Here is a 24663-nt window from a genome sequence, read left to right as displayed (position 1 = left end):
TTCCCTTAGGACTGTACAGTGCGAACTCGTGTGACCTGTGGTGCAGTCGCACGCGTTGGCATCATCGGAATGGCGGCATTGTTTTCCGGCGTGGGCAGCTACGGTTTCCTGGTCATCGTCGCCCGAAACACGAGTGTCGCTGACTACTCGGACTTCGCCGTTTTTTGGTCGATGACCGTAGTCGTGGGCCTGGGGCTGTTTTATCCGCTGGAGCAGGAGACTGCCCGGGAGGTTGCTGGAACACCCGGCTCCGTTGCTCGAGGGCTGGCCCGAACTGTTTGGAGTGCGGCGGGTGTCGTTGTTGTGCTTCTCTCCGTGCTCTCTCTTGTCTTTCTGACCCCGTATGGTCAGGAATATATCGGGTCGGCGCTGCTCATTTGCGCCTTGCTGGTGTCCTTTGCCGGGTACGCCGTGCAATTTCCGATTAGGGGGTTTCTTTCGGGGGCTGGGCGAACCACCTCGTACTCCCTGCTCGTGGCGCTCGAGGGTCTCATGCGCATTACCCTGCCAGTGGTTCTCGTGGTCGCCGGAGTGACTGGCAGCGTCGGGTTCGCATACGTTGTCGGGGTAGCTGCGAGCGTCTCAGCAGTGCCTTTTCTGTTCGGTCGCGATCGAAGGTGGCTCGCACGTGAACAACCACCGTTTGGTCTGTTTGTTGGTCGACTCGGCCGCCTCATCGCGGCTGCGGTGTCGATCCAACTTCTGCTCAATAGCGGCGTGCTCATCGCCAAGGCGCTGGGGGAGGGTGCCGACGCGGTTCTGGCCGCACAGATTTTGACTTGTATTTCCATAGCGCGCATCCCCATTTTCGGATACCAGGTGCTGCAGATCCTTTATCTTCCTCGGCTGGCGGCACAGTGGAAAAATGGCCAGATTGCGGCCGCCCGCGTGACCATTGGTTTCGCCATCCGCGCCTCTGTGGCGATCGCAATTGTGATCGTGGTCGGCATGCTCACGCTGGGGGATTTGGCGACAGCGCTCCTGTTCGGGGCGGATCTGGTACTGCCCCAAGACGGTGTACTTTTTGTGAGTGTCGGGGTTGCCGTTTTCCTGGTCGCCTTGGTGGTATCTGATGGTGCCCTCGCGGTTGGCCTGCACACTGTGGTTCTGAGATCATGGATGTTGGCGCTCGTGTTCGGTGCCGCTGCCACTGCCAGTGCCGCCCTCGCGGCTGCAGGGACCCTCGTGACGTCGACGCTACCTCTGATTGCCGGGTCAATCGTCGCTCTTCTCAGCCTGGCTCACGGACTGAAATGCAGATTTTCACAGGAGCAGAGAAAGGCCACAGGATTATTGAAGTAATTGGAATCGGTATCGGATCGATTCTGATCCTTTCGGTCCTCGGATTCGCCGTACTCGTGCACTTGCGACAAGAATTGCGCGTCGTTCTCGTGCCGGCAGTGCCCTTGATTGGCGCCGCGTACCTCGTGGTGGTACTGCACCTCACCGGGCTGTTCCTACCCGTGCGCGTCGGGATTTGGGTTGCGGTCGGCGTCGCAATCGCCGGTATGCTGCTGCAATTTTGGCGCGGCAGAATCGCATTCGTCGACTGGTTCTCGGCATTGCCGAACCTGGTGAGTGTGTCGGTGGTTGGGCTGCTCGGGGCGCTATTGGCGTGGCTGCCCTCGCTCCTTGCGGGGTCGTCGCTGCCAATGCAGGCTACTGAAAGCAATGACGCGTTCTATTATGTTTCTGTATCCCGGTGGGCCCTCGACCATGCAATCACTGCGCTCCCGGACATCGGTATAAGCCCTCTCACCGGGGCAGATTCGCCCGCCTTCGGGCCAGCCTATGAAAGTGTGCATTACTCGCTCCGGGTTGGACAGGAAGTCCTTCAAGCGGGCCTCGGCGTTCTCACGACCGTTCCCATTGTCAATGGATTCAGTCCTCTGCTCGGGGTATGGGTCTTTCTTATCTCCGGGGGCGCCTGGACGCTCGGCGCAGCGTTTGGAATCTCCCGTGTCGCCCGACTCGTGATGGGTGGAATGCTCGTGGCGTCTTTCTCGGTTCAGAGCCAGGTTCTCCAGCAAAACGCGGATTCGCTCCTGGGTATCAGCTTTCTGCCCCTCGTGGTCGGGCTCGTGTCAATGGTGGTGCGGCCGACGCCAGACCACCCCCGCCCGCCCCTGTGGCTCCCCGGGCTGGCACTTGCCGCAATTCTCGGGACCTACAGTGAGTACCTTCCTCTGCTCGGAGTGACACTTGCTTCACTCACGCTGATCGGACCGCTCGGCGGGTTGCGGTCGGCCCTGTTCCGAGCGGGAGGATTGATCGGGCTCAGCATTGCGATGGGACCACTCATTTGGTTCAAGACCGTGAGTTCACTCCTCTTCATTGGCGCCCTGACGGCAGACGGGAACGGTCAAGGTGCAACTGTCAGTGCAATCGCCCGCCAAATCACCGAGCCGTGGCGCCCGTTCCTGAGCGTCGTTTGGCCGGCCAAACTCAGTTTCCTGGCCATCGCGGTGTTGGCGGTTTTTGTAGTCGTGGGCTTGGTCGCTGCACTCGCAACCCTCTTTTTCCGGCGCACTCGGCCGTACGCGGTAGGTGGACTCGTGCTGGCCTCAGGAATCGTGCTTTTCATCGGCAGTCGTGGCAACGAATACATCACCCGCCGTGCCGCCGATATGCTCTCCCCGTTACTCATCATTGCGGTAGTACTCGGCGCCAGCGCCGTCATCCAGGCGATTGGCCGCGAACGCAGGAGGACGATTCGGCGGGCACTTACCATCGGCGTCCTGGCACTCTCCGTCGGCGGGATTGGGTCATCAAGTTATTTGACCGCACGTATGATTATTCACGAACGGAAAGACGATCGCGTGGTAAGCCCACAGGTGGCCGAAGCCGCCACCTGGGTGACCCGTGCGGATGGCCATGAGAACGGTAACGACGTTACTGCTGCCGTGGCGACCATGTATGACCAGCTTTGGCTCAGCGATGCGCTCGCGGGTGCCCCAGATGTTAGCTACGTCAATTTGCGCGGCGATCTTGGCTATCGCGGCAATTTGAAACTCACGAGTTATTGGGACGGTGAGCTCGACCCCTACGTCCTCGTCGGTCCCGGTAGCTACTTCGCAGCGGGCAACCATTCCGTCGTCGAGGAAGATGGGATTTTCAGCCTGCTGGACCTTTCATCCGGTCCCACAACCGTCGTCGTACCGTACCAGCGGGACGATCTGCCGCGGGACGGCCGGGGAAGCTGGTCCTGGACGCTGAACCCGGATGGAAGTATCTCCGGCGGCTCGGGGAGTGGACTGCAAATCCTTTCCAGCGCCGCAAGCCTGGACGAGACTTTTCTCCTTCTGACGGGCGTGGCGCCGGGCGCAACCGTGAATCTGTTCCAAGGGCAAGTCCTGATCGGCACGCAGACCGTTGAGAAAGAAGACTTCCGAATGTCCCTTGATGGTGTCCATCTAGATGCCGGAACGGCCCAGGTCGAAGTTCGCGTAGCTGCGCACGACACTTCTCCGCTCACCCTGAAAGGGATCGTCAATGGCTAATAAGCTGCAGAAATCTCACGACGTCATGATGGCGCTCAACTATTACGCCCCGTATGTGAGTGGGCTGACCGATGCGGCACGACTCGTCGCCGAGGAGCTCGTACGCCGAGGACTGAGTGTAATAGTCGTTGCAGGCCAACACGATGCGGCTCTCCCACGCTCGGAACGAATCAACGGTGTCGATGTCGTCAGAACTCCGGTGGTAGCGCGAATTGGGAAAGGATTAATCAGTCCGACGTTCGTGTCCACAGCCATTCACTTCGGCCGACGGGCCCGGATCGTGAATCTCCATCTCCCCATGATCGAAAGTGGTCCCATCGCGGCCGGGCTTCGATCAACGCCCGTTGTTGTGACCTATCAATGCGACATCAGCCTGCCCGCAGGCATCCTCAACCGGCTGCAGACGGTGGTCATGGATATTTCCAACGCGATCGCCATGCGGTGCGCGAATGCCATTTGCCCGTCCAGCGCTGACTATGCGGCGTCATCGCGGCTCCAGCGATCGATGTCCGGCATAAGGACTCAGCCCATCGCGCCGCCAACGAGGACCTATCCGGCCGCAACGCCATCCTTCCGGACGTCCGGGGGGTTGCATGTTGGATTCTTGGGGCGACTGGTGGAGGAAAAGGGGCTCGAATTTCTCGTTGACGGGTTTCGACAACTCGAGGATCCGGAAGCACGGCTCTTGATCGGCGGTGACTTCTCCAAAGTTGCGGGCGGCAGCGTTGTGGAAAAGGTCCGCACGCACATCGGTGGCGACGAACGAATCCGGTTGCTCGGTTTCCTGAGAGACGACGAGCTGCCCAATTTTTACGCCTCGTTGGACGTTTTCGCGCTGCCCTCGGTGAACTCGTTGGAAGCATTCGGTATAGTCCAGGTCGAAGCAATGAAAGCGGGGGTCGCCGCCCTCGCTTCTGACCTGCCCGGCGTTAGAACGCCGGTCCAAAGAACAGGGTTCGGTTCAATTGTTGCGCCCCGCGATTCAGTCGCCATCGAGCGGGAGTTGCGACGCCTGTCGACCAAGCCGCTCGATCGCGTTCTCGGCGCTCAACGAGCGAATGCGGAATATTCGCTTGAGCAGACGGTCGACGAGTATCAAACCCTCTTCGAATCATTGGTCTAGTTCACATTGGTGCGCGTGAAACCCCCGGTGCGTCGCTCCGATAATCCAAGGTCATAGACGAGTGAGAGCCCCCATCCTCGACGGGGATGGGGGCTCTACGGTTCTGGCCTGCGGCCGCGCCTGATTTATGGTTGTGGGTACCGGGCCCGCGCCTGTAGCAGGTATTCAAGGCTGCTGACAATGGTCGTGCGGGCTGCCTGATCGCCCTGCGCGGTGATGAGCGGCACCCAGCTGGATACTCCGCTGGCATCGACGCCACGCTTCAGGTACGTCGTGTAGATGGCGTTGAGTCTGATCGTTCCCGATTCGTAGGAATTCCAGATGGAACTCACCACGTATCCTCCGCCGCGGAGCGATGCTTGGGAGGCCCAGTAGTCCAGATCGCCCTGCGCCGCCGGGCGTCCAAGGAGCGTGGAGTAGAGCACGCCCACATAGGCGTGGTCGTTACCACCCGCCGCCATGTAATATTCCATACTCGAAGTGAAGGTCATTCGAATCTCGTCAACGCTCGTTTGACCCGATCGCATGCGACTGAGCCAGTCGTACCGGCCGTTCTCGTCTGGTTCGCGGCCCAAGACCTCACGGTATGCGGCGTCAATCCGCTGCAAATAGTACTCGTCACTGTAAAGGATCCCATTTGCCACGGAAACGGTGGGCCAGCCCCGACCGATCAGGTAGCCGTGCCAGGTGCTGACGCCGCCAGCGTCCGGCTCGCGAATCAGGATGTCGTTGTAAAGCGCGCGCACGAGTGACGTTGCGTCTTTGGAATCCAGCCCGGTCAGCGTCGAGCCGAACCAGTCTGAATACATGCGCCAGAAATTACGGTTGCCGTACGAGGAGCACGCATCACCCCAGCCATAGAGATTGGCCACGGCAGCAGTGTTCGGCTGGTACGGCGTGTAGTTGTAGAGGTTAGCCGTCGCTTGGTTTTGAATGTTGACGACCGATGACCCACACCCTGCATTCGGGTTGAATCCAACGGCGATGTTGCCAATCTTGAACCGACGATCGGGGTAATTCGTGTATTGACGGAACTGCCAGGCCGCCATGTACACCTGGTTGTAAAAGCCGTAGTACGCCGCATCGCAGCTGCTGGTATCGGGGCAGCCGTAACCCGCAGCTTTGCGGTAGGTGCCGGCCGTTGGGGAGGTGCTCGTGATCAGCGACGTTTCTTTCTGCAGAAGCACAAGCAGAACTTTCGGGCTTATTCCACAGGCTTGGGAGGCCTTGGCAATAATCGTGCTCGCGCTCTCATTGGCTGCTCCAGAGTAGGCGGTGCAGTGCCCTGGTTCTTCCGCTGCCCGATCAAAGGTATCCATGCGGAAGTCCTTCAAGCACGTATATCCGCTCTTGCAGGCCGACAACTTCGAATTCAGGAATTGCTGGATTTGATTTGAATCTAGGGCTGCGGAGTCGTGGAACACCGAGTCGCTTATGATGCGGCCGGGATCGAAATCGTTGCCGCTGAGCGCATTTGCCGGAACGACGCTGCCGACGACCATCATAAGAAGAGTAGTGAGGGCGCTCACGGAGATCAATAGCGCGGTGCGGATCGAATGGCGTTGAGTCGGGGAAGTGCTTCGGTCCGTAGGTACTTTCACGCTGTGTTCTCCGTTGCCTGTGGGACTGTTTGTCTAGCCAATAAGACCACACGGGGGTCGGTTTTGCCTACGCGACGGCCGAATTCCATCGATAGACGCTAAATTTATTGAAGGTGGGGTACAAGCTCACCTGCGCGAATACAAGAAAGAGGTCGGTGCTCGTCGTGAATGAACACGTAGTGCATTTCGTTCGGCATGGCGAGGTTGAAAACCCGACGGGTGTGCTTTATGGCCGCCTACCAGGCTTTCACCTGTCTGCTCGCGGTCAAGAAATGGCTGAGCTGGCAGCAAAGACCCTCGTTCCTAATCGGCCTTCTCGCCAGGACGCTGCGATTACCCGCATCGTTAGTTCACCGCTGGAGCGTGCGGTGGAGTCCGCGACACCGATTGCCCGGCGACTTGGACTTGCCGTTGAAATCGACGACAGATTACTGGAAGCCGAGAGCTATCTTGAGGGCGGCCAATTCGAAATGTCACTGTCAATATTGGCCAAGCCAGCAGCATGGCGTTTTCTGGTAAATCCCTTCCGCCCCAGCTGGGGAGAGCCCTTTGCCGCTGTGGCCGCTCGAATAGGAAGCCTGATAGCAGAGATTGATAAGAATTCGAAGGGCGATGTAGTGTTCGTTAGTCATCAATTGCCGATCTGGCTCGCCCACCGTCAAGCAGTGGGGCGGAGCCTTGCCCACGACCCGCGAAAACGTCGGTGTGCCCTGTCGAGCATTACAACATTGAAAATTGCAGCCACAGGCTACCGCGAGGTGTCTTACCGCTCGCCCGCCGCCGGATTATTGGGTGGGTCTGTCGACGTAGGAGCGGTGTAGAGCCAGTCCAAAATTTGCCGGCAGCGTCGGACCCGCTCTTCGTGCCGCAGCTGTGTCACGAAAGCTGCCGTACGATGTGTGAATGCCTGAAAGCGATGCGTCCGGCCTTTCCGCCGCAAATGAACCACAGCAACCATCCCTCTCGGTGCGTCTGGCTGCGGTCGAAGCGGAGCGGGACCGGCTCCAGGCGGAGCTGGACGCCCGCGAGAATGAAAGCCTGGCCTCGTGGCTCGAGGTTGTCGGTACGGAGTCCCGGGTGCTCGGGGATATGTACAACACCCTGTCCTGGCGGGTGACCAAGCCCCTGCGTTTCGTCCGAAAAATTCAGATCAAGGCCGTGGAGCTGGGCCCCAGCCGGTTCTCACAGCTGGCCGTGGCCGATCTCAAACGACGGTATCTGGGGCGGCGGCGTTGAGCACGCGGAATCCTCGCTCGTCTCCCGATCTCAGTGCGGCCCTCCTCGGCCGTCTGACCGCAGTGGCTCCGTACTTCTTCGATGCGCCGGAAGAGATCGATGCTCTCGTGTCTCGGGGAAACGGCCCGCTGCTCGCCCGACTCATCGCTGTCGCACGTGAACGAAGGGGGGACGACCTATTTTGGCTGCTCATCGCCGGAGTGACTGCGGCGTACCCCAATCCGGACCAGCTGCAGATGACTCGGCGAGCGGTGGCTCTGGCCGACGAACGTCACGCCTCCTCCGCGTTCCTCCAGGCGTGCTTCGATGCCGCTGCCCGCTTCGACGACCTCGATAAGGGCATAGCGGTGATTTCCGACAGCACCGTCATCGATGTCGACTTCTGCGCCAACCACCGGCATAACACCGGGATCCAGCGGGTGGTGCGCCAGACCATGTCGCGCTGGACGCGCAACCGGGACATGACGCTCGTTGCCTGGACCGCCGGGGGCGGTGCCATGCGCACCATGACGCCACTCGAGCGCAGCCGGGTCGTGGAATGGAACACTTACACGGAGCCCGAACCCGACCACTCACCGGTCGACCCGCCGGACTACCAGGTCATCATTCCCTTCAATTCGGAGGTGATCCTGCCCGAGGTGCCGCAGGCTGTCCTCTGTAACGCGCTCGCCGCCCTCGCGCAGTACTCGGGCAACCGGGTGGGACTCATCGGCTACGACACCATTCCGGTGGTGAGCGCCGATAGCCTCGACTCGCTCGAGACCGAACGGTTTGTGCGGTATCTCACCATCCTCAAGTACGCCAAGCGCGTCGTGGGAATCAGCGCCGCCGCCACGGAGGAGTTCGCCGGCTTCGTCGCCGCGCTTCCGGCGCAGGGCTTGTCCGGCCCCACCACGGTGGAAGTCAGCCTTCCCGTGGATTCGCCCGATGGCGACACGGGCCGGGACCAGGTCTCAGCGGATTCGCCGCTCGTGATCTGCATCGGCAGCCAGGAGCCGCGCAAGAACCATCTCGCCGTGTTGTTCGCCTCCGAGGTACTGTGGCGCGAGGGCATCGATTTTCGCCTGCGCTTCATCGGCGGTGGAAGTGTGATCTACACGCGTGACTTCGACAAGCGCGTGCGCCAGCTGCAGCGGGCGGGCCGCCAAGTCGAGGTACTCCGCGGAGTGAACGACGCCGTCCTCCTTGCTTCCTACCGGGAAGCCCGCTTTTCACTCTTCCCGTCGCTGCACGAGGGGTACGGACTCCCGGTGGCCGAGTCCATCGCGCTGGCCACGCCGGTGCTCACAAGCAACTACGGCAGTACCGCGGAGATCGCGGCCGGCGGCGGGTGCCTCGCCGTGGATCCGCGCGACGACGACGCGATCATTGACGCGATGCGCACGCTGCTCACCGACGACGAGGTCCTCGCGGCGCTGCAACGTGAGATCGGCGCCCGCACCGTGCGCAACTGGGACGATTACGCCGATGAGCTGTGGGAACAGCTCATCGAGCCATTGAGAAATGAGCGTCATGTCTGAGCCGGCCCTGGCCCGTCATCCGGGCACCCAGGAAACCGGAGTCAAGAAGCCGGGATCGAGGCGGGCGCTGACCAACCCCCTCGCATCCGAGCAGTCCACGAACGATCGACTGCGCATTCTGCTCCGCGCCGTCGACCCCGACGAGGGGGCCGTTGCGCTGGAATCAGACCTCGTGGCCCGGGTGTCTCACCACTTCCTCGTGCCGAGCGCCGATCGTGTCTGGCTGGCCCTGGCCGTGCTGCGTGCGGAATTCCCCACCCGGGATCGCGTGATCGACACCATCCGTCAGATCCGGCTTGATGGTGCTGAAGCCGCCCTACGGCGCGCCATGCGCTCACCGGTGCGTCGCGGCGTGCTCGCGGCCGGGCACGTGCGTCCGGTGCGGGTGGTCATCAATGCGACCGTGGTCGACGTGCACCACACCGCGCGCACCGGCCTGGCAACGGGAATTCAGCGCGTCGTGCGCAAGACGATCGCGCAATGGGTGCAGTCCCACGAACTCGTGCTCGTGGGCTGGGGTTCGACCTACGGCGGTCTGCGCGAGCTCTCGACCAGTGAACGCGCCAACGCCATCTACGGCAGTCACCCGCAGGCCGACCATCCCCAGTCGGGTGAAGTGACCATCCCGTGGAAATCGACGTACATCCTGCCCGAGCTTGCCATCGAGGCGGAACGCACGACGCGCATCTCGGCACTGGCCGAGTTCTCCGGCAACACGACCTATGCCATCGGGTTCGACTGCGTTCCGCTCATGTCTGCGGAGACCACCGCGATCGGGATGGGTGGGGCCTTCGCGAAGAACCTCGCCGCCATCGCCCGGTTCGATCGGGTCGCCACCATCTCCATGGCTGCAGCCATCGAGTACCGCGGCTGGCGACGGATGCTCAGCGGCGCGGGGATGACCGGCCCCGCGATCGAACCCATCCTCCTCGCGGCCGATGCCGGCACGGTCTCAGACGCCGAATTGGCGACGGCACGTGAGGCACTCGTCATCGACGACCTTCCCCTTCTGCTGTGCGTGGGCAGCCACGAACCGCGCAAGAACCACCTCGCGGTGCTGAGCGCCGCAGAGATGCTCTGGCGGGAGGGCCACCAGTTCTGCCTGTCGTTCGTAGGTGGCAATGCGTGGGGTGGGCGGCAGTTCACCGTCCAGCTGAAGCAGATGCAAGAGCTCGGCCGACCGGTGCAGAGCATCTCGGCCATTTCTGACGCGCTTCTCTGGGGCGGCTACCGGCTCGCGCGGGCGACGGTTTTCCCGTCCCTCAATGAGGGATTTGGGCTCCCGGTCGCCGAATCGCTCGCGGTCGGCACCCCGGTCGTCACCTCAGATTTTGGGAGCATGAAAGAAATTTGTGAGCAGGGAGGAGCGATCCTAGTTGATCCGAGAAACGATGTTGCACTGGCCGACGGCCTCGCGACGGTCATGTTCAATGACAACGTGAATGACTCCCTCCGTGCTGAAGCGGACCTCCGCGAGAACAAAGGCTGGGACCAGTACGCGTCCGAGCTGTGGGACTACTTCCACATAGACTCGACCGTTGGACAGGCGTCCATGAACCACTCGGAGCACAATGACTAGCAAAGCCCAAGAGCGTGCCGACAGACTGTCGACCCTCCCGTTTCAGACATCGATATCCGCCGGAGGCGGCGTCATGGGGGGGTTTTGGGGTTCGATCAAGGAGGTACTGGCGCACCGCGAGCTTCTCGACCTCCTGATCCGTCGCGAGCTCAAGGCGCGCTACAAGGACAGCAGCCTGGGCTTTCTCTGGAGTTTGATCAAACCGCTGACGATGCTCCTGATCTACTACGTAGCCATCGGACAGTTTCTCCAGGCAGCGCGCGGCATCCCCGATTTCGCCATCTTCGTATTCGCCGGTCTTACGATCTGGGGCCTGTATAGCGAGATCGTGTCGTCGGGCACCATGTCGATCATCGGCAACGCCGGACTGATTAAAAAGGTGTACCTGCCGCGGGAGATCTTCCCGCTGGCGGCCGCCGGATCGGCGATTTTCAACTTTGCTATTCAAATGATCGTGCTCATTGCTGCCACGGTCGTGCTGGGTCAATTCCCCCTGTCGTGGAACCTGCTCTACGTGCCCGTGGCCATCCTGATCGTGTTGGTCTACGGAATTGCCTTCGCGATTCTTCTATCGGCGCTCAATGTGTACCTGCGCGACATCCAATACCTCGTCGAAGTCGCCATGTTGTTGTTGTTCTGGGCGTCACCGATCGTCTATGCGTGGTCGTACGTCGTTAATTCTGCGGTGGTGGTCAGTCATTCCTGGATTGCATCTTTGTACTTGCTCAATCCCGTGTCCAGCGCGGTCCTCGCGTTTCAGAAGGGAATGTGGCTGGCCGGCTCGGAAACTCGAACAATCGGGGATGCTGTAATCGCCCCCCAGCCCTGGCCCGCCGACCTTGATCTGCGTTTGCTGATCGTGACCATCGTTGGTTTCATCCTGTTGATCGTGTGCCAGCGCGTTTTCCAGAAGCTTCAAGGCAACTTTGCGCAGGAGATCTAATGCCGCACGTATCCAGCCGACCGAGTATCACCAACGCACCCGTGGTCATCCGTACCAAGGATGTCTCGAAGCGCTTCGTCATCCGCAAGGACAAGTCGCTGAAGGAACGAATCGTGAACTTCGGCCGCTCCAAGCGCCACAAGGAAGACTTCTGGGCGCTGCGCGATGTCGGGTTCGAGATCACCGCCGGGTCGAGCGTGGGTCTGGTCGGAGCCAACGGCTCGGGTAAGAGCACCCTGCTGAAGGTGATCGGCGGCATCATCCAGCCCAATGACGGCAGTGTCGAACGTCGTGGACGTCTCGCCGCTCTCCTCGAATTGGGCGCTGGCTTTCACCCGGACTTGACCGGCCGCGAAAACGTATTCCTGAACGGGTCCATTCTCGGTCTGAGCCAGAAGCAAACGGCCGACTACTTTGATTCCATCGTCGACTTCTCCGAAATTGGAGATTTCATCGACACCCAGGTCAAGTTCTACTCCTCCGGAATGTATGTGCGGCTCGCATTTGCGATTGCCGTGCACGTCGACCCCGACATCCTCCTCGTCGATGAGGTGCTGTCGGTTGGCGACGAGCCGTTCCAGGAGAAGTGCATGGCAAAAATTCGGGAGTTTCAGGCCGAAGGTCGCACCATCGTGTTCGTGTCACACTCGGCGGCACAGGTGGAGGACCTCTGCGATCGTGTCGTTGTGCTCTCCCACGGAAAGGTCGTCTTCGACGGTGGCACGCAAGAGGGAATTGCGGCACTGCGAGACTCCTTCGGGCAGTAACGCCAGCAGCGCTGGGAGCTCGATCCACTGAACTCCTTACGCCGCGCTCGGTCGGATGACCAGCCCGCGGGGGCCGGGACGTCATTTCTCCCATGCTCGGACACCGATTCTCCATCGGATGATGTCGAGCGGGCTTCAGCGCTTCAAATACTGGGGCCCATCTGCCAGCCGGAGTGCCTTGCCTGCGATGACGTAATGTCCGCAGGTTTGGTGGCCAGCCTACTGAACAGAACAACCGTGACGACGGACCTGATGGTGAGACCACAGTCGGCAACGCCGTTAGGGTATGCCGTGAGTCAGGTTGGCGGCGTCTCGTGCCTGGCGAGCGGCGATGCATCCGCACAGAGTGTGAGTGTTCAGGTGCTGCCCGAGGCAAGCACGCAGTGGACGACCTACGCGGGAAAGACTGCCGATGTCGTTTCAGGTGCTGCATCAACCTACGGCGAGGCCTCGCACGTTACCTGCTCAGCTCCTGGTGCGGAATCAGCCTGTTGGGTGAATATTCTCGTCGGCGAGAGCTGGATCGAAGTCATCGCGCGGGGAATAGATGTGAATCCGAGTCTGAGCAATGACGCGGTAGGCGAACATGTGGCCCCGCTGATCGCTGACATTGTCGGCACGGTACGGAACGCTCCAACCCTCGACGAGTTGTGGGTTGCGCCGGCTTCGACCGGCGTACTGCCCGCTGACTGTTCGGTTTACGCCACCGCAGACGAATTTCGGTCCGCGTTCGGCACGGCTGAGGAAATTTTGATCAGCGATGGCAGCGACGGCGACGGGTGGGGCATCGACAATGCCGCCTGGACGATTGTCGGGGTTGACCGATGCATGTGGGTTCCCGAGAGCACGGGTCAGACGTGGCCGCTTTACATCACCGCGCTGCCGGGCGGGGGTGGGCTTATGACCGATCTTCTGTCTTCATGATGGCTGATGACACAGTCCAGGCCGTATCCGTTGTCGGTGCCGATCGGGCCACGTTCGGGTGCCATGTATATTCCGGGTTCTGCACTCTGGATACCGTCATCGCAGGCAATTGGGTTCAGCTCAGTGCTGAGCAAACTCTGATTGGAACCGCGGATGATGTGCAGGTGCTGCTTATCGGCATCGTTGAACGCGCAGTCCCACGCTTCTCCGCATAGCCGGTGGAAGGGCAGGGGTGGTTGCTCAGTGGACCTCGCTGGCCAGCAGGAACGCGCTCACATTGCGATTGCAAGCATCAGCGCGAGCCGGAAACTAGCTTGACGCTGCGCTGCTACGGCGCGTCGGGGTGTGGCTTGTGCGGCAGGGCGCTTCGCCAGCTCAGGCCTTGCGCGGCCTTGACCGAACAGATCACGAGCAGCAGCCAGCCGAACTCGAACAGAATGGTGCTCTCGGCCGCGCCGGTCACGAGCACGGTCACGAGTATGAGCGGCGCCCAGACGTAGACCAGCGAGCGCTTGTTCGAAGCGAGCAGCCAGGAGCGCACGAAGGCTAAGCCCACGAGCGCGAGAAAGGCGAGAAAGCCGATCAGCCCCACCTGAAAGTACACGTCGAGGTAGGCATTGAGGCCGGTGGCGTGCAGGCGCCCGGTGGTGAATTCAAGCCAGCCATAGGGGGTGACGTCCTGCGGCCAGATTCCAGCCCAGCCCCAGCCCTCGAGCGGATGCAGTTCCACCAGCCGCCACATTTCGCTCCAGAGTGAGTACCGCGCTTCAAACTCGCTGCCGGCGTTGAGGGCGTCGATGATGGGCATGCGACCGAGCCAGGCCGCGCCTGCTGCGATGAGAGCCGCGCTGAGGAGGCCGAGCTGCAGCATCCATCGGCCGTCGACGGGGGTGCGGCGCAAACGATAGAGGGCGAGCGCAGCGACGGTGACGCAGATAGCGACGACGATGATGACCGGGGAGCGGCTGAGCACCAGGCAGATGCCGGCCAGCCACATCGAGCCGACGCCGAGGCCGCGCGGAATGGACCGGGCCCGCAACTCGACGTAGAAGGTGACGACGGCGATGAGGGCGATCAGTCCGAGGACGTTGCGCGAGCCGAAGACGCCCTGAATGGGGCCAAGCTGGTCGATGTTGCCGATGACACCGAGAAAGGCGATGGGCAGGTCGAGCAGCAGCCCCGCCAGCACCTCCAGCACGATGGAGAGCCCGAGCAGCACCCGCAGCACATCGCCGGTGGCGCGCACCACCTGAAAGGTGTCGCGCACGAGGGCCACGTAGATGGCGAGGAACCCGACGGTGATCTGGTACCCGACGCCGATGATGGTCTCGGAGACGTAGCCGCTCCACACGCCGGAAAGCGCGCACCAGGCCACGAACACGATGATGGAGATGGGGAGCAGGCCATGCCACTCCACGATCGGGCGGCGGGCGATGAGCGAGAGCACGGCCAGCACGACGAGGCCGCCGAGAATGCCGATGAGACCGGGCCAGCCCATGACGCTGCGCAGCAGGTGGGTGCTGAAGGTGGTCGCCAGGATGGCGAGCGTGAGCGCGGCCGCGAATTTCGGCGACGCCAGCACGCGCCGCAGGGCATCGGGCAGGGTGGGCATCCTCTAATTTACCGCCCCGGGCCTACGGCATCGGCCGGGGCGCGTGCTGCTGGCGCTTGGTGACGACGGCCAGCACGACGAGAATCACCCAGCCGCTCTCGATCAGCAGGCGACTCTCGGCGATGCTCTGCGCGATCAGCGCGGTGAGCAGCAGCAGCGGAAGCAGGGCCGACACGGCGAACGGTTCGGTGTCGTGCACGCCGAGACGGGGCCTGTCTACGGCGAGAAACCAGGCCCGCCACAGGGTCGAGCCGACCAGCGCGGCGAACACGACCACTCCGACGATGCCGAGCTGCAACCAGACGTCGAGCCAGGCGTTGTGGGCCTGCAGGTAGGTGACGCCCTTGCGCACGGCGAGGTCGTTGAACGGTTCGACCCAAGGCACCCAATAGCTCACCCAGCCCCAGCCGAACACCGGGCGTTCGAGGGCGAGGCGGATGACGCTGGACCAAATATCGAAGCGGCCGGTGAGGTCGTCGCTGCGGCCGAGTAGCCCGAACAGCTGCGACGAGAACAGCGCGAGGGCTGCTCCCACCGCCAGAACGGATGCCGCCGCCACGACATACAACGGCCGCCGGTGCTGATCGTGCACCCGTCTGGCCCAGAGCGCGAAGATCAGGGCGGCGACGACCGCGACGAGCGACACGGTGACCGTGGCGGAGCGGGTGAGCAGCAGCATTCCCACGGCCAGCGCCAGCCAGACCACACCGGCGTCGCGCTTGACGCTGTGGGCGCACAGCTGCACGGTGAAGACGATGATGGCGAGCAGGGCGACAAATCCGAGCAGGTTGCGATTGGCGACGATGCCTTCGATGGGCCCGCCGGTCAGCACCAGCCCCCGGGACCAGTAGAACGCCTTCGGCACGTCGCTCGTGCCGTAGTCGACGAAGAACGGCAACACGGCATGCTGAATAACGACGGCCACGAACAGCTCGAACACCAGCGAGAGCGCCAGCACCCAGCGCAGCGCGCCGGCCAGGGTGCGCAGCAGCTCCGGCCAGGTGAGGGTGACGGCCAGAAACAGGGCGGCGAGGGTGGTGATGAGTTGCAGGGTGATGCCGAGAGCGGATGCCCCCGGGTAGTGCGACCACGCGATCGACAGGGTGGCCAGCAGCAAGAACGTTGTGATGGTCTTGGGAAACTTGCGCCAGTTCAGGGGCGGGGCCAGGGCCGCCTGGTAGGTATGGCCTCTTGCGATGTCGCGGTCGGTGGGGGTGTCGTCTGGTGCTGCGGCGTTTACTGCAGCGCGGTTGCGGGCGTTGGTGCGTTGGGTGCTGAGGCCGATGATGCTGCCGACGACCACGATCACGGCGATGGCGCCGAAGCCCCACCAGCCGCCGAGGTTGCGCCAGAACTGGCCGGCCAGAACGGTGAACCAGACGAAGGTCGCGAAGAGTCGAATGACGAGGCGACTCTGTACGGCGGACATGGTTTCAGATTACCGGTGTTGGTGCGCCGGGTTCCGCGCCGCTAGTCGACGTGGCCCTCGGCCGGGTGGACGAGGCGGCGGAGCTGCTCCGTGTTGCGGTAGCCGATGCCCAGGTCGCCTAGGGGAGTGGAACGAGGCGGACTGGACTGGCGACGGCGTCTTTGCTCAGGCGCACGGGGCATCCGTTTGCGAGCGCCGCGAAGACCTGTTCGGGGAGGCAAACGAGGGTGTTGTAGTTCACGGCCATCGGGACTTCTTGGGGTTGGTCTCGGAACAAGTGGATGCGCAGGGGGTTTCGGGGTGGCCGGGTGGTCAATAAGCGGCCCTCGATCAGGCTGGTCTCCACGGGCGAAGGCGCATAACTCCTGCAATTCCTTGGGGTGCTCACACGACTTGCCTGGAATTACGGGGGGTGTCTTCCCCAACAGCGAGAAATTTCAGGAGTTATGCGCGGCACCTGAACTTTCCTCATCAACTCGTCAGCGGGATAGACCTTATTCGCCCTCGCGGGGTGTCAGATCGGGCGGCTCAACGATGTTGTATTCGTGGGCCAGGGCACTCAGGGCGGCGCGGTAGCCGCACATGCCGTGCACGCCTGGGCCGGGAGAAGTCGACGAGGAGCACAGGTAGACACCGGCGAGTGGGGTACGCCACGGGTCGCCGGAGAGCACCGGGCGGCGCACGAGCTGGGTCATGCTGATCGCTCCGGCCGCGATGTCGCCGCCCACGTGATTGGGATTGTGGTTCTGCATTTGCGCGGCGGTCTGGCTGTAGGAGGCGAGGATAGTGTCGCGAAATCCTGGGGCGAAGCGTTCGATCTGCCGGGTGATCTGCTCAGTCTGGTCGTGGGTGGAGCCCGCCGGCACGTGCGTGTAGGCCCAGAGCGTGTGTTTTCCGGCGGGAGCGCGAGTGGCGTCGAGAATGCTCGGCTGCGCGGCGAGCACATAGGGGGACTCAGCGTGCCGCCCGCGGGCGACGGCGTTCTCGGCGCGGGTCTGGTCGGCGCGGGTGCCGCCCACGTGCAGGGTCGGCGCTCGCCGCAGGTCGGTCGCGGTGAAGGGAACCGGTTCGGAGAGCGCGAAATCCACCTTCGCGACCGCGTTGCCGTAACGAAAGCTCGTGAGCGATGCCGCGTAGCGAGCGGGCAATGCCCCGTCGGCGAGGTCGACGAGGGCGCGCGGCGTCACGTCAAGCAGCACGATGCGGGCCGGCGGCAGCTCTTTCAGGCTGGTGATGTCGGCATCCGTCACGATTTCACCGCCGTGCGCGAGCAGGTCGTCGGCGAGTGCCTGCACGATGGCGCCGCTTCCTCCGATTGGAATGGGCCAGCCCCGAGCGTGCGCGTGCGCGGCGAGGGTGAGCCCGGCGCCGGCGGCCGAGGGGCTCGGCAGCCGCCCGATCGAGTGGGCGAACGTTCCGGTGAGCAGCGCCGGCGCGGTCACGCCGGAGAAGCGCCAGTTCCAGGCCGGGCTGCCCTGCTCGAGGGTGCGCAGCACGAAGCGGGCCAGCGTGAGCGGATGCCGCGGTACGCGCAGCAGCGCATCCCCGGTGAGCTCGGCGATGGCGTTGATGTTCTGCACGAGCGGCCCCAGCAGCCGCAGCCAGGCCGGGCCGTCGCGCTCGAGGCCGGCGGCGGTGCGTTCGATATCGTGCCAGGCCACGCCGGCGCGGCCGCCGGGCAGCGGATGCCCGAAGGAGATCTCGGGAACTTTAAGTTCGATGCGGTCCTTGAGGCCAAACTTCTGAAAGAACTCGGAGGCGAGCGCGAGCGGATGCACGGCGCTCCCCACGTCGTGGCGGAACCCGGGCAGGGTGAGTTCGGCGGTCGCTGCCCCGCCGCCAATCTGCGGGTTGCGCTCGTAGACGCGCACCCTGAGTCCGGCGCGGGCGAGGGTGACGGCGGCGGAAAGGCCATTGGGGCCGGATCCGACGACGATCGCGTCGAGCCCCTGGTCGGTGGTCACGCGATGACCGGACCGCGCTCGTATGCTCTCATTTTGACACCGTAGCCCGGGGCGGGCGCACGCGCAGCCCGTGCGGGCGTTTTCGGGCGGTATCTCTGGGCGTGAGCATGCGCTTGCGAAGCCAACGCCGGTAAATTTACGACACGCCGCGGTACACGGACGGATGCCCCAACCGGCGTGGCGCCAATTTTACCGGTTTCAGCTACGGCCGGCCCACGGCCCACGGCACCCGGCCCACGGCACCCGGCCCACGGCACCCGGCCTACGCGACCCGGCCGGGCAGCGCCGCTCAAACGAAGGCGGCCTGGCCGGTGATGGTGCGGCCCACGATGAGGGTGTTCATCTCCTGCGTGCCCTCGTAGGAGTAGATGGCCTCGGCGTCGGCGAAGTGCCGGGCCACGTTGTACTCGAGGGTGACTCCGTTGCCGCCGAACAGCTCGCGGCACCACGCCACGCTCTCCCGCATGCGACTGGTCGTGTAAGCCTTGGTCAGCGCGGAGTGCTCGTCGCGCTGAACGCCTTCGTCGTGCAGCTGCGACACCCGCACGACCATGCCGAGGCTCGCGGTGATGTTGCCGAGGCTCTTGACCAGCAGATCCTGCACGAGCTGGTGACCGCCGATGGCCTTGCCGAACTGTTGGCGGGACGTCGCGTAGGCCACGGCCGCGTCGTAGGCGCCGATAGCATTGCCGACGGCCGCCCACGACACCTCGGCGCGCGTTGCCCGGAGCACCTTGGCGGTGTCCTTGAACGAATTGGCGTTCTGCAGGCGCAGGCTTTCGGGAACGACCACGTTGGTCAGGGTGATATCGGCGTTCTGCACGGCGCGCAGGCTGATCTTGCCCTCGATCTTGGTGGCTGAGTAGCCGGCGGTGTCGGTGGGAACGATGAAGCCCTTCACCTGGTTGTCGGCGGTGTCCTTGGCCCAGATGATGGTCACGTCGCTGAAGGTGGCGTTGCCGATCCATCGCTTGGCACCGTTCAGGGTCCAGCGCTCGCCGCTGCGGGTGGCAGTGGTGCGGAGTCCCTGCGCGGCGTCGGAGCCGGAGAGCGGCTCGGTCAGGCCGAACGCTCCCACAATCTCGCCAGAGGCGAGGCGCGGAATCCATTCGGCGCGTTGCTCGGCCGAGCCAGCGGCCGCGAGCGACCCTGCCGACAGGCCGTTCTGCACGCCGACAAACGTGGCGACGGATGCGTCCACTCGCGCGAGCTCCAGTGCCAGGAATCCGCGGAACACCGCCGAATTCTCGAACTGCCTGGTTTCGTCCCAGCCGAAGGAGTACACGCCGAGCTCCGCGAGCGGCTTGATGATCTGGGTGGGAAATTCGGCGCGGTCCCAGTATCCGTTCGCGATGGGCCGCACCTCTTTTTCGAGGTAGGCGCGCACCCGGACAATGGCCGCCTGCTCGGGCGCGGTGAGCAGGTTTTCATAGCCGAAGAAGTCGCTGCCGAGTAGCTCAAAGGTCATGGATGCTCCGTTGCAGAAAGGGCGGCCGACACGCGACCGGGACTGGCCGCTAGCCTAGGGTTCGCGGCTGGGCGCCTCAACTTGGTTGGTAGTTTGGTCTAAACAGCGCAAGAAGGAGCCAACCATGTTTGTGGGCATCACCAACACCCCGCGCAATTACGCCTGGGGATCCACGCACGCCATCGCCGACCTGCTCGGCCAGGCGCCGTCCGGTGAACCTGAGGCCGAGCTGTGGCTCGGGGCCCACGCCGGTTCGCCATCGGTGATCGAGGATGCAGCGCTCGTCGGCGGGGCCGCGAATCTCGTCGAGTGGATCAAAGCTTCGCCCGCGGTGGCGCTCGGCGCTGACAGTGCAGCCCCGCGCCTGCCCTTCCTACTGAAGATCCTGGCCGCCGGCCGCCCGTTGTCGCTGCAGGCCCACCCGACGAGCGAGCAGGCCCGCGCCGGATTCGAGCTGGAAAACGACGCCGGAATTGCCGTCGACGCCGGCAACCGCAATTACCGCGACCCGTTCCACAAGCCCGAGCTCATCTTTGCGCTCAGTGATACCTTCGAAGCGCTGTGTGGATTTCGCCCGCTCGCCGAGGTGCGCGGAATCATCGCCGAGCTGCGCCTGCTCGACCTCGCAACCGAGAACCCTCAGGCCGCCGCCATCGACTCGCTCGAGAACCATCTCGCTCAGGGGCTGCGCGGCACCGTCGACTGGTTGCTGCGCGACGGCCGCGGCGGCGACTCGGGCGAGGTGAAATGGTTGGTCGAACGGGTCGTCGAACTCGCCGAGCACGCCGAGTTCCTGGCCAGCGGGGGAGCCGTTATCGGGTACGCGCGCGAACTGGCCACGGTGCGGTTGCTTGCCACCGAGTATCCCGGCGACCCGGGAATCGTACTCGCCCTGCTGCTGAACCGGGTCTCCCTGCGACGCGGTGAGGTCATCTATCTGCCACCCGGCAATATCCACGCGTATCTGTCGGGGCTCGGCGTTGAGCTTATGGCCGCCTCCGACAACGTACTGCGCGGCGGACTGACGCCCAAGCACATCGACATCGAAGAGCTGCTCGCAGTGCTCGACTTCACGCCGGTGTCGGCACCCTACCTCGCACCGGTCGTGGACGCGCCCGGGGTCTCGCGGTATCGCCCCGGCGTGCCCGACTTCGAGCTCGTGCACATTGCAGCGGATGCCGACGCAGTGACTGCGACGCCCGTTCCGATGCGACAGATCACCCTGACCGGTCCGGCCATAGCCATCTGCACGGCGGGCGGGTTCCTGGTGGCTGGGGGCCTGTCGTCGCGGCCGCTCAAACGTGGGCAGTCCGTATACATCACTCCCGAAGAGGGCACCCTGACTTTTGCAGGAACCGGCGAGGTATTTTTGGCGACCACGGGCCGGTGACGCTTGCGTCGCCCGGCTCGGCGACAGGCTTCGCAGAACCTCACCAGCCTCCACGCCCAGCCTCCGGTCGGAGATGATGCGGGAGGGCATCCTGAGCCGATGGGAACCAGAAACAATGCCACGCACCGGTGCACTGTCAGGCAGGCGCTCCCTGGACTGGGTCAGACGCGGCCTCATGAGTGCGCGGGCGCTTCAGGTGGCCAAGATTTCTATCGCCGTGGCGATCGCCTGGTCGCTTGCTCCGCTCATGCCCGGTACCGCCAAAGATTTTCCCTACTACGCTCCGCTGGGCGCGCTGCTGAGCATGCACCCCACGCTGATGCGATCGCTCCGCAGCGCCGTCCAGATCCTGGCCGGGGTCCTCATCGGCATCGGTCTGGCCGGGATCGTGCTCATCGTGAGCGAACCCACGGTGTGGACCCTCTCGTTCGCTGTGGGCCTGGGCACCCTGATCGGTGGTATGAAATGGATGGGAGTGGGCGGCGAGTATGTGCCCATCACCGCTCTATTCGTGCTGATCATCGGCGGTCCAAACGCCGACGGCTATTCGATTGGCTACGCAACCCAAATCTGTCTGGGAATCGTCGTGGGACTAGCCGTCAATCTGCTGATCGTGCCGCCCCTCGCTATTCGTCCCGCACGGGAACGACTGTCGGGATTTCGGAAAAATCTGGCGACGCACGTCACCGAGATAGCCGAAGCCTTGGTGGAGCGTTGGCCGCCGGCGCGCGATGAATGGGCCACGCAGGGCGAGGCGCTCAATGCGGCGGCACGCCGGGTACGAACGGCCGTGCAGACGGCGGATGAGAGCCGCAAGGGCAACCCGCGCGCGTGGTTCAATCGGGCAAACCTGGATGCGGACTACGACGCCCTCCTTGCGCTGGAAAACGTCACGTTCCACATCCGAAACCTCACCGAGGTGCTGGCTGGCATGGTGTGGGGCAAACCGATCCCGCTCGAGCTGCCGCACGAGCTGCGTCCCGTTCTCAGTGCAGCCCTCCATGCGGTTGCCGAAGCGATCAGCGTCGGCGTCGACGACCCACGCCAACCTCAGTTCCTCGACCAGGCTGGCCTGGCTGTGGAGTCGGTCCTGCGCGCGATGCAGCAGGAAATAGGTGTGGGGGCGGGGTCTTTGAGCCCCACGGCCGCTATCGTGATCGACCTCCAACGAATTCTGATGGCCCTTCGACCGGGAACCGAACAGGGCTCCGCGCCAGCACCAAGACGGAACAGATAAGGCGCGCATGGCGGTTGCGCGCTGCCACTACCCTGAATTGTCGGTACTAGAGCGGTGCCGCGCGAACGAGTGGGGCATGATGGCGTGGTTGGTAACCGGCGGAGCGGGGTACATCGGCTCTCACGTGGTGCGAGCGTTCCAAGCGGAAGGACTCGACGTGGTCGTGCTCGACAACCTGTCGAGCGGTCACGAGTCCTTCGTTCCCACCAGTGTGCCCTTCGTGCGCGGCGACGTGCTCGACGGCGACCTGCTGCTGCACACCTTCCACAAACACCACGTGCATGGAGTCGTGCACGTGGCCGGCTTCAAGTACGCCGGCGTTTCGGTGCAGCGTCCGCTGCACACCTATGAACAGAACGTCACCGCCACGGCCACGCTGCTCGCTGCAATGAGCGCGGCCGCAATCGATCGCATCGTGTTCTCATCGAGCGCCGCTGTCTACGGCACCCCGCATACCGACCTGGTGACCGAGGCGACCGCGAAGAGCCCGGAATCGCCCTACGGCGAATCCAAGCTGATCGGCGAATGGCTGTTGCGTGATCAGGCCATCGCAACCGGGCTCCGGCACACCTCTCTGCGCTATTTCAACGTCGTCGGCTCTGGCGACCTCGCCCTGAGTGACACCAGCCCGCACAACCTCTTCCCCCTGGTCTTCGCCGCGCTGCTCGACGGTCGCACCCCGCGCATCAACGGCGACGACTATGCCACACCCGACGGCACCTGCGTGCGCGACTACATTCACGTGGCTGATCTTGCGCTCTCGCACGTCGCCGCGGCCCGACGCCTCGACGCCGGCAACGGCATCGAGGCGGTCTACAACCTCGGCAGCGGCGACGGCGTCTCGGTCGGCGAGATCATGGCGACCGTGCGCCGGGTCACCGGTATCGACTTCACTCCTCAGATCGGTTCGCGCCGCGCCGGCGACCCCGATCGCATCGTGGCCTCGGGCGCGCTCGCGGCTCGCGACCTGCGCTGGAGTATGCGCCACACCCTCGAGCAGATGGTGCAGAGCGCCTGGGACTCGTCGCGCGCCGCCGCCCTCTGAGGGCGACGACACGCCGTTGACGGCGCCGATCGTGCTACGTTCGCAACGTTGCCGCGCAGGTCGGGTACCGCCCGAATGCCCGACTTCGACTCCTTGGGCGCGTCGCAACCCTCCAGCCTGTATTGAGGGTTTAAGATTTGCGACTTGACGTTAGCGAATTACACCGGTGTAATTAGGCACAGCACTATTCGGTGCGGAGTGAGCGCGGGGAGACGATGTGGCCATGCTCGACTATCGTTCCGGAGTACCAGAGGATTGGTTCGTTGACCCCGTCGCCCTCGGTGTTCCGGGCGTACGGCAAGATCTCGGCGACGAGAACCTTCTAGCCTGGCAAGCCGACTCGCTGTGCGCGCAGACCGATCCCGAGGCCTTCTTTCCCGAAAAGGGCGGCTCCACCCGCGACGCCAAGAAGATTTGCTCCGGCTGCGAGGTGCGCGGCGAGTGCCTCGAATACGCGCTCAGTAACGACGAACGATTCGGCATCTGGGGCGGCCTCTCCGAGCGCGAACGCCGCAAACTACGCAAGCGCGCGTAGCCGTTCGTTCCGCTCGCATCCGCTCGCATCCGCTCGCATCCGCTCGCATCCGCTCGCATCCGCTCGCATCCGCTCGCATCCGCTCGCATCCGCTCGCATCCGCTCGCATCCGCTCGCATCCGCTCGCATCCGCTCGCATCCGCTCGCATCCGCTCGCATCCGCTCGCATCCGCTCGCATCCGCTCGCATCCGCTCGCATCCGCTCGCATCCGCTCGCATCCGCTCGCATCCGCTCGCATCCGCTCGCATCCGCTCGCATCCGCTCGCATCCGCTCGCATCCGCTCGCATCCGCTCGCATCCGCTCGCATCCGCTCGCATCCGCTCGCATCCGCTCGCATCCGCTCGCATCCGCTCGCATCCGCTCGCATCCGCTCGCATCCGCTCGCATCCGCTCGCATCCGCTCGCATCCGCTCGCATCCGCTCGCATCCGCTCGCATCCGCTCGCATCCGCTCGCATCCGCTCGCATCCGCTCGCATCCGCTCGCATCCGCTCGCATCCGCTCGCATCCGCTCGCATCCGCTCGCATCCGCTCGCATCCGCTCGCATCCGCTCGCATCCGCTCGCATCCGCTCGCATCCGCTCGCATCCGCTCGCATCCGCTCGCATCCGCTCGCATCCGCTCGCATCCGCTCGCATCCGCTCGCATCCGCTCGCATCCGCTCGCATCCGCTCGCATCCGCTCGCATCCGCTCGCATCCGCTCGCATCCGCTCGCATCCGCTCGCATCCGCTCGCATCCGCTCGCATCCGCTCGCATCCGCTCGCATCCGCTCGCATCCGCTCGCTCG

The 24663-nt window shown here is 63.7% G+C and carries 20 protein-coding genes and 1 pseudogene; 14 read left to right on the top strand and 7 right to left on the bottom strand.

The window, feature by feature from the left end; all coding sequences use genetic code 11:
* Nucleotides 1-69 precede the first annotated feature (69 nt).
* Genes E3T50_RS06510 through E3T50_RS06500 form a run of 3 tightly spaced genes read left to right on the top strand, consistent with a single transcriptional unit; the run spans nt 70 to nt 4623 of the window.
* Nucleotides 70-1302, top strand: a complete 1233-nt coding sequence (locus tag E3T50_RS06510) for a polysaccharide biosynthesis protein (RefSeq protein WP_134551127.1) — start codon at nt 70-72, stop codon at nt 1300-1302.
* Nucleotides 1254-3500, top strand: a complete 2247-nt coding sequence (locus E3T50_RS06505) for a hypothetical protein (protein WP_134551126.1) — start codon at nt 1254-1256, stop codon at nt 3498-3500. The genes E3T50_RS06510 and E3T50_RS06505 overlap by 49 nt, the downstream gene beginning before the upstream one ends.
* The gene (locus tag E3T50_RS06500; protein WP_134551125.1) at nt 3493-4623 is read left to right on the top strand and encodes a glycosyltransferase family 4 protein; all 1131 of its coding nucleotides are present in this window, start codon (nt 3493-3495) and stop codon (nt 4621-4623) included. Before E3T50_RS06505 ends, E3T50_RS06500 begins: the two co-directional genes overlap by 8 nt.
* Before the next feature lie 125 nt (nt 4624-4748).
* Here E3T50_RS06500 and E3T50_RS06495 read toward each other — a convergent pair whose 3' ends face one another.
* A complete protein-coding gene (locus E3T50_RS06495; protein ID WP_166784223.1) occupies nt 4749-5942 on the bottom strand; it encodes a DUF4214 domain-containing protein in 1194 nt (397 codons plus the stop codon).
* 437 nt (nt 5943-6379) lie between these two features.
* Here E3T50_RS06495 and E3T50_RS06490 point away from each other — a divergent pair, with 437 nt between their 5' ends.
* The 7 genes and pseudogenes from E3T50_RS06490 (at nt 6380) to E3T50_RS06460 (ending at nt 13193) form a co-directional block, all read left to right on the top strand.
* Nucleotides 6380-7045, top strand: coding sequence for a histidine phosphatase family protein (locus E3T50_RS06490; RefSeq protein WP_134551123.1), 666 nt, complete (start codon nt 6380-6382; stop codon nt 7043-7045).
* 82 nt (nt 7046-7127) lie between these two features.
* The gene (locus E3T50_RS06485; protein WP_134551122.1) at nt 7128-7460 is read left to right on the top strand and encodes a hypothetical protein; all 333 of its coding nucleotides are present in this window, start codon (nt 7128-7130) and stop codon (nt 7458-7460) included.
* Nucleotides 7457-8980, top strand: a complete 1524-nt coding sequence (locus E3T50_RS06480; RefSeq protein ID WP_134551121.1) for a glycosyltransferase — start codon at nt 7457-7459, stop codon at nt 8978-8980. The genes E3T50_RS06485 and E3T50_RS06480 overlap by 4 nt, the downstream gene beginning before the upstream one ends.
* Complete coding sequence (locus E3T50_RS06475) at nt 8973-10559, top strand: glycosyltransferase (RefSeq protein ID WP_166784222.1); 1587 nt, start codon at nt 8973-8975, stop codon at nt 10557-10559. Before E3T50_RS06480 ends, E3T50_RS06475 begins: the two co-directional genes overlap by 8 nt.
* Nucleotides 10560-10632: 73 nt before the next feature.
* On the top strand, nt 10633-11502 hold the full coding sequence (locus E3T50_RS06470) for an ABC transporter permease (protein ID WP_241990798.1): 870 nt from the start codon (nt 10633-10635) through the stop codon (nt 11500-11502).
* Nucleotides 11502-12254, top strand: a pseudogene (locus E3T50_RS06465) (ABC transporter ATP-binding protein); the annotation flags it as partial. The gene E3T50_RS06470 and the pseudogene E3T50_RS06465, both read left to right, overlap by 1 nt.
* Nucleotides 12255-12506: 252 nt before the next feature.
* Nucleotides 12507-13193, top strand: a complete 687-nt coding sequence (locus E3T50_RS06460; RefSeq protein WP_134551118.1) for a hypothetical protein — start codon at nt 12507-12509, stop codon at nt 13191-13193.
* 328 nt (nt 13194-13521) lie between these two features.
* Here the strand turns inward: E3T50_RS06460 and E3T50_RS06455 are convergent, their stop codons facing one another.
* The 5 genes from E3T50_RS06455 to E3T50_RS06440 all read right to left on the bottom strand — a co-directional run bounded on the left by E3T50_RS06455 (nt 13522) and on the right by E3T50_RS06440 (nt 19666).
* Nucleotides 13522-14805 (bottom strand): O-antigen ligase family protein, encoded by a 1284-nt coding sequence (locus E3T50_RS06455; RefSeq protein WP_134551117.1) that lies wholly within the window; start codon nt 14803-14805, stop codon nt 13522-13524.
* A gap of 22 nt (nt 14806-14827) precedes the next feature.
* Entirely contained in the window at nt 14828-16234 is a 1407-nt protein-coding gene (locus E3T50_RS06450) for an O-antigen ligase family protein (protein ID WP_134551116.1), read from the bottom strand.
* A 118-nt stretch (nt 16235-16352) separates the two neighbouring features.
* Entirely contained in the window at nt 16353-16481 is a 129-nt protein-coding gene (locus E3T50_RS16740; protein WP_255454272.1) for a hypothetical protein, read from the bottom strand.
* Nucleotides 16482-16728: 247 nt separating this feature from the next.
* Complete coding sequence (locus E3T50_RS06445; protein ID WP_134551115.1) at nt 16729-18198, bottom strand: phytoene desaturase family protein; 1470 nt, start codon at nt 18196-18198, stop codon at nt 16729-16731.
* Between the two features lie 289 nt (nt 18199-18487).
* Nucleotides 18488-19666 carry an acyl-CoA dehydrogenase family protein gene (locus tag E3T50_RS06440; protein WP_134551114.1) on the bottom strand — a complete coding sequence of 393 codons (1179 nt, stop codon included), beginning with the start codon at nt 19664-19666 and terminating at the stop codon, nt 18488-18490.
* A gap of 124 nt (nt 19667-19790) precedes the next feature.
* On the opposite strand from E3T50_RS06440, the gene manA reads away from it, so the two are divergent.
* From manA to E3T50_RS06420, 4 genes are all read left to right on the top strand, one after another.
* Complete coding sequence (manA, locus tag E3T50_RS06435; RefSeq protein WP_134462504.1) at nt 19791-21056, top strand: mannose-6-phosphate isomerase, class I; 1266 nt, start codon at nt 19791-19793, stop codon at nt 21054-21056.
* Nucleotides 21057-21252: 196 nt separating this feature from the next.
* Nucleotides 21253-22293 (top strand): FUSC family protein, encoded by a 1041-nt coding sequence (locus tag E3T50_RS06430; RefSeq protein ID WP_166784221.1) that lies wholly within the window; start codon nt 21253-21255, stop codon nt 22291-22293.
* Nucleotides 22294-22372: 79 nt separating this feature from the next.
* The gene (gene galE, locus E3T50_RS06425; protein WP_134551393.1) at nt 22373-23338 is read left to right on the top strand and encodes a UDP-glucose 4-epimerase GalE; all 966 of its coding nucleotides are present in this window, start codon (nt 22373-22375) and stop codon (nt 23336-23338) included.
* A 223-nt stretch (nt 23339-23561) separates the two neighbouring features.
* The gene (locus tag E3T50_RS06420) at nt 23562-23873 is read left to right on the top strand and encodes a WhiB family transcriptional regulator (RefSeq protein WP_134462510.1); all 312 of its coding nucleotides are present in this window, start codon (nt 23562-23564) and stop codon (nt 23871-23873) included.
* On the opposite strand, the gene E3T50_RS06415 is transcribed toward E3T50_RS06420, so the two are convergent.
* Nucleotides 23856-24632 carry a pentapeptide repeat-containing protein gene (locus tag E3T50_RS06415; RefSeq protein WP_134551112.1) on the bottom strand — a complete coding sequence of 259 codons (777 nt, stop codon included), beginning with the start codon at nt 24630-24632 and terminating at the stop codon, nt 23856-23858. The two genes, E3T50_RS06420 and E3T50_RS06415, sit on opposite strands and share 18 nt — an antisense overlap.
* Nucleotides 24633-24663: the final 31 nt, after the last annotated feature.

The organism is Cryobacterium gelidum (genome assembly GCF_004403985.1).
Lineage (GTDB): Bacteria > Actinomycetota > Actinomycetes > Actinomycetales > Microbacteriaceae > Cryobacterium > Cryobacterium gelidum.
Note: the sequence above shows the minus strand (reverse complement) of the source record. Positions and strands in the feature narration are given on the sequence as shown.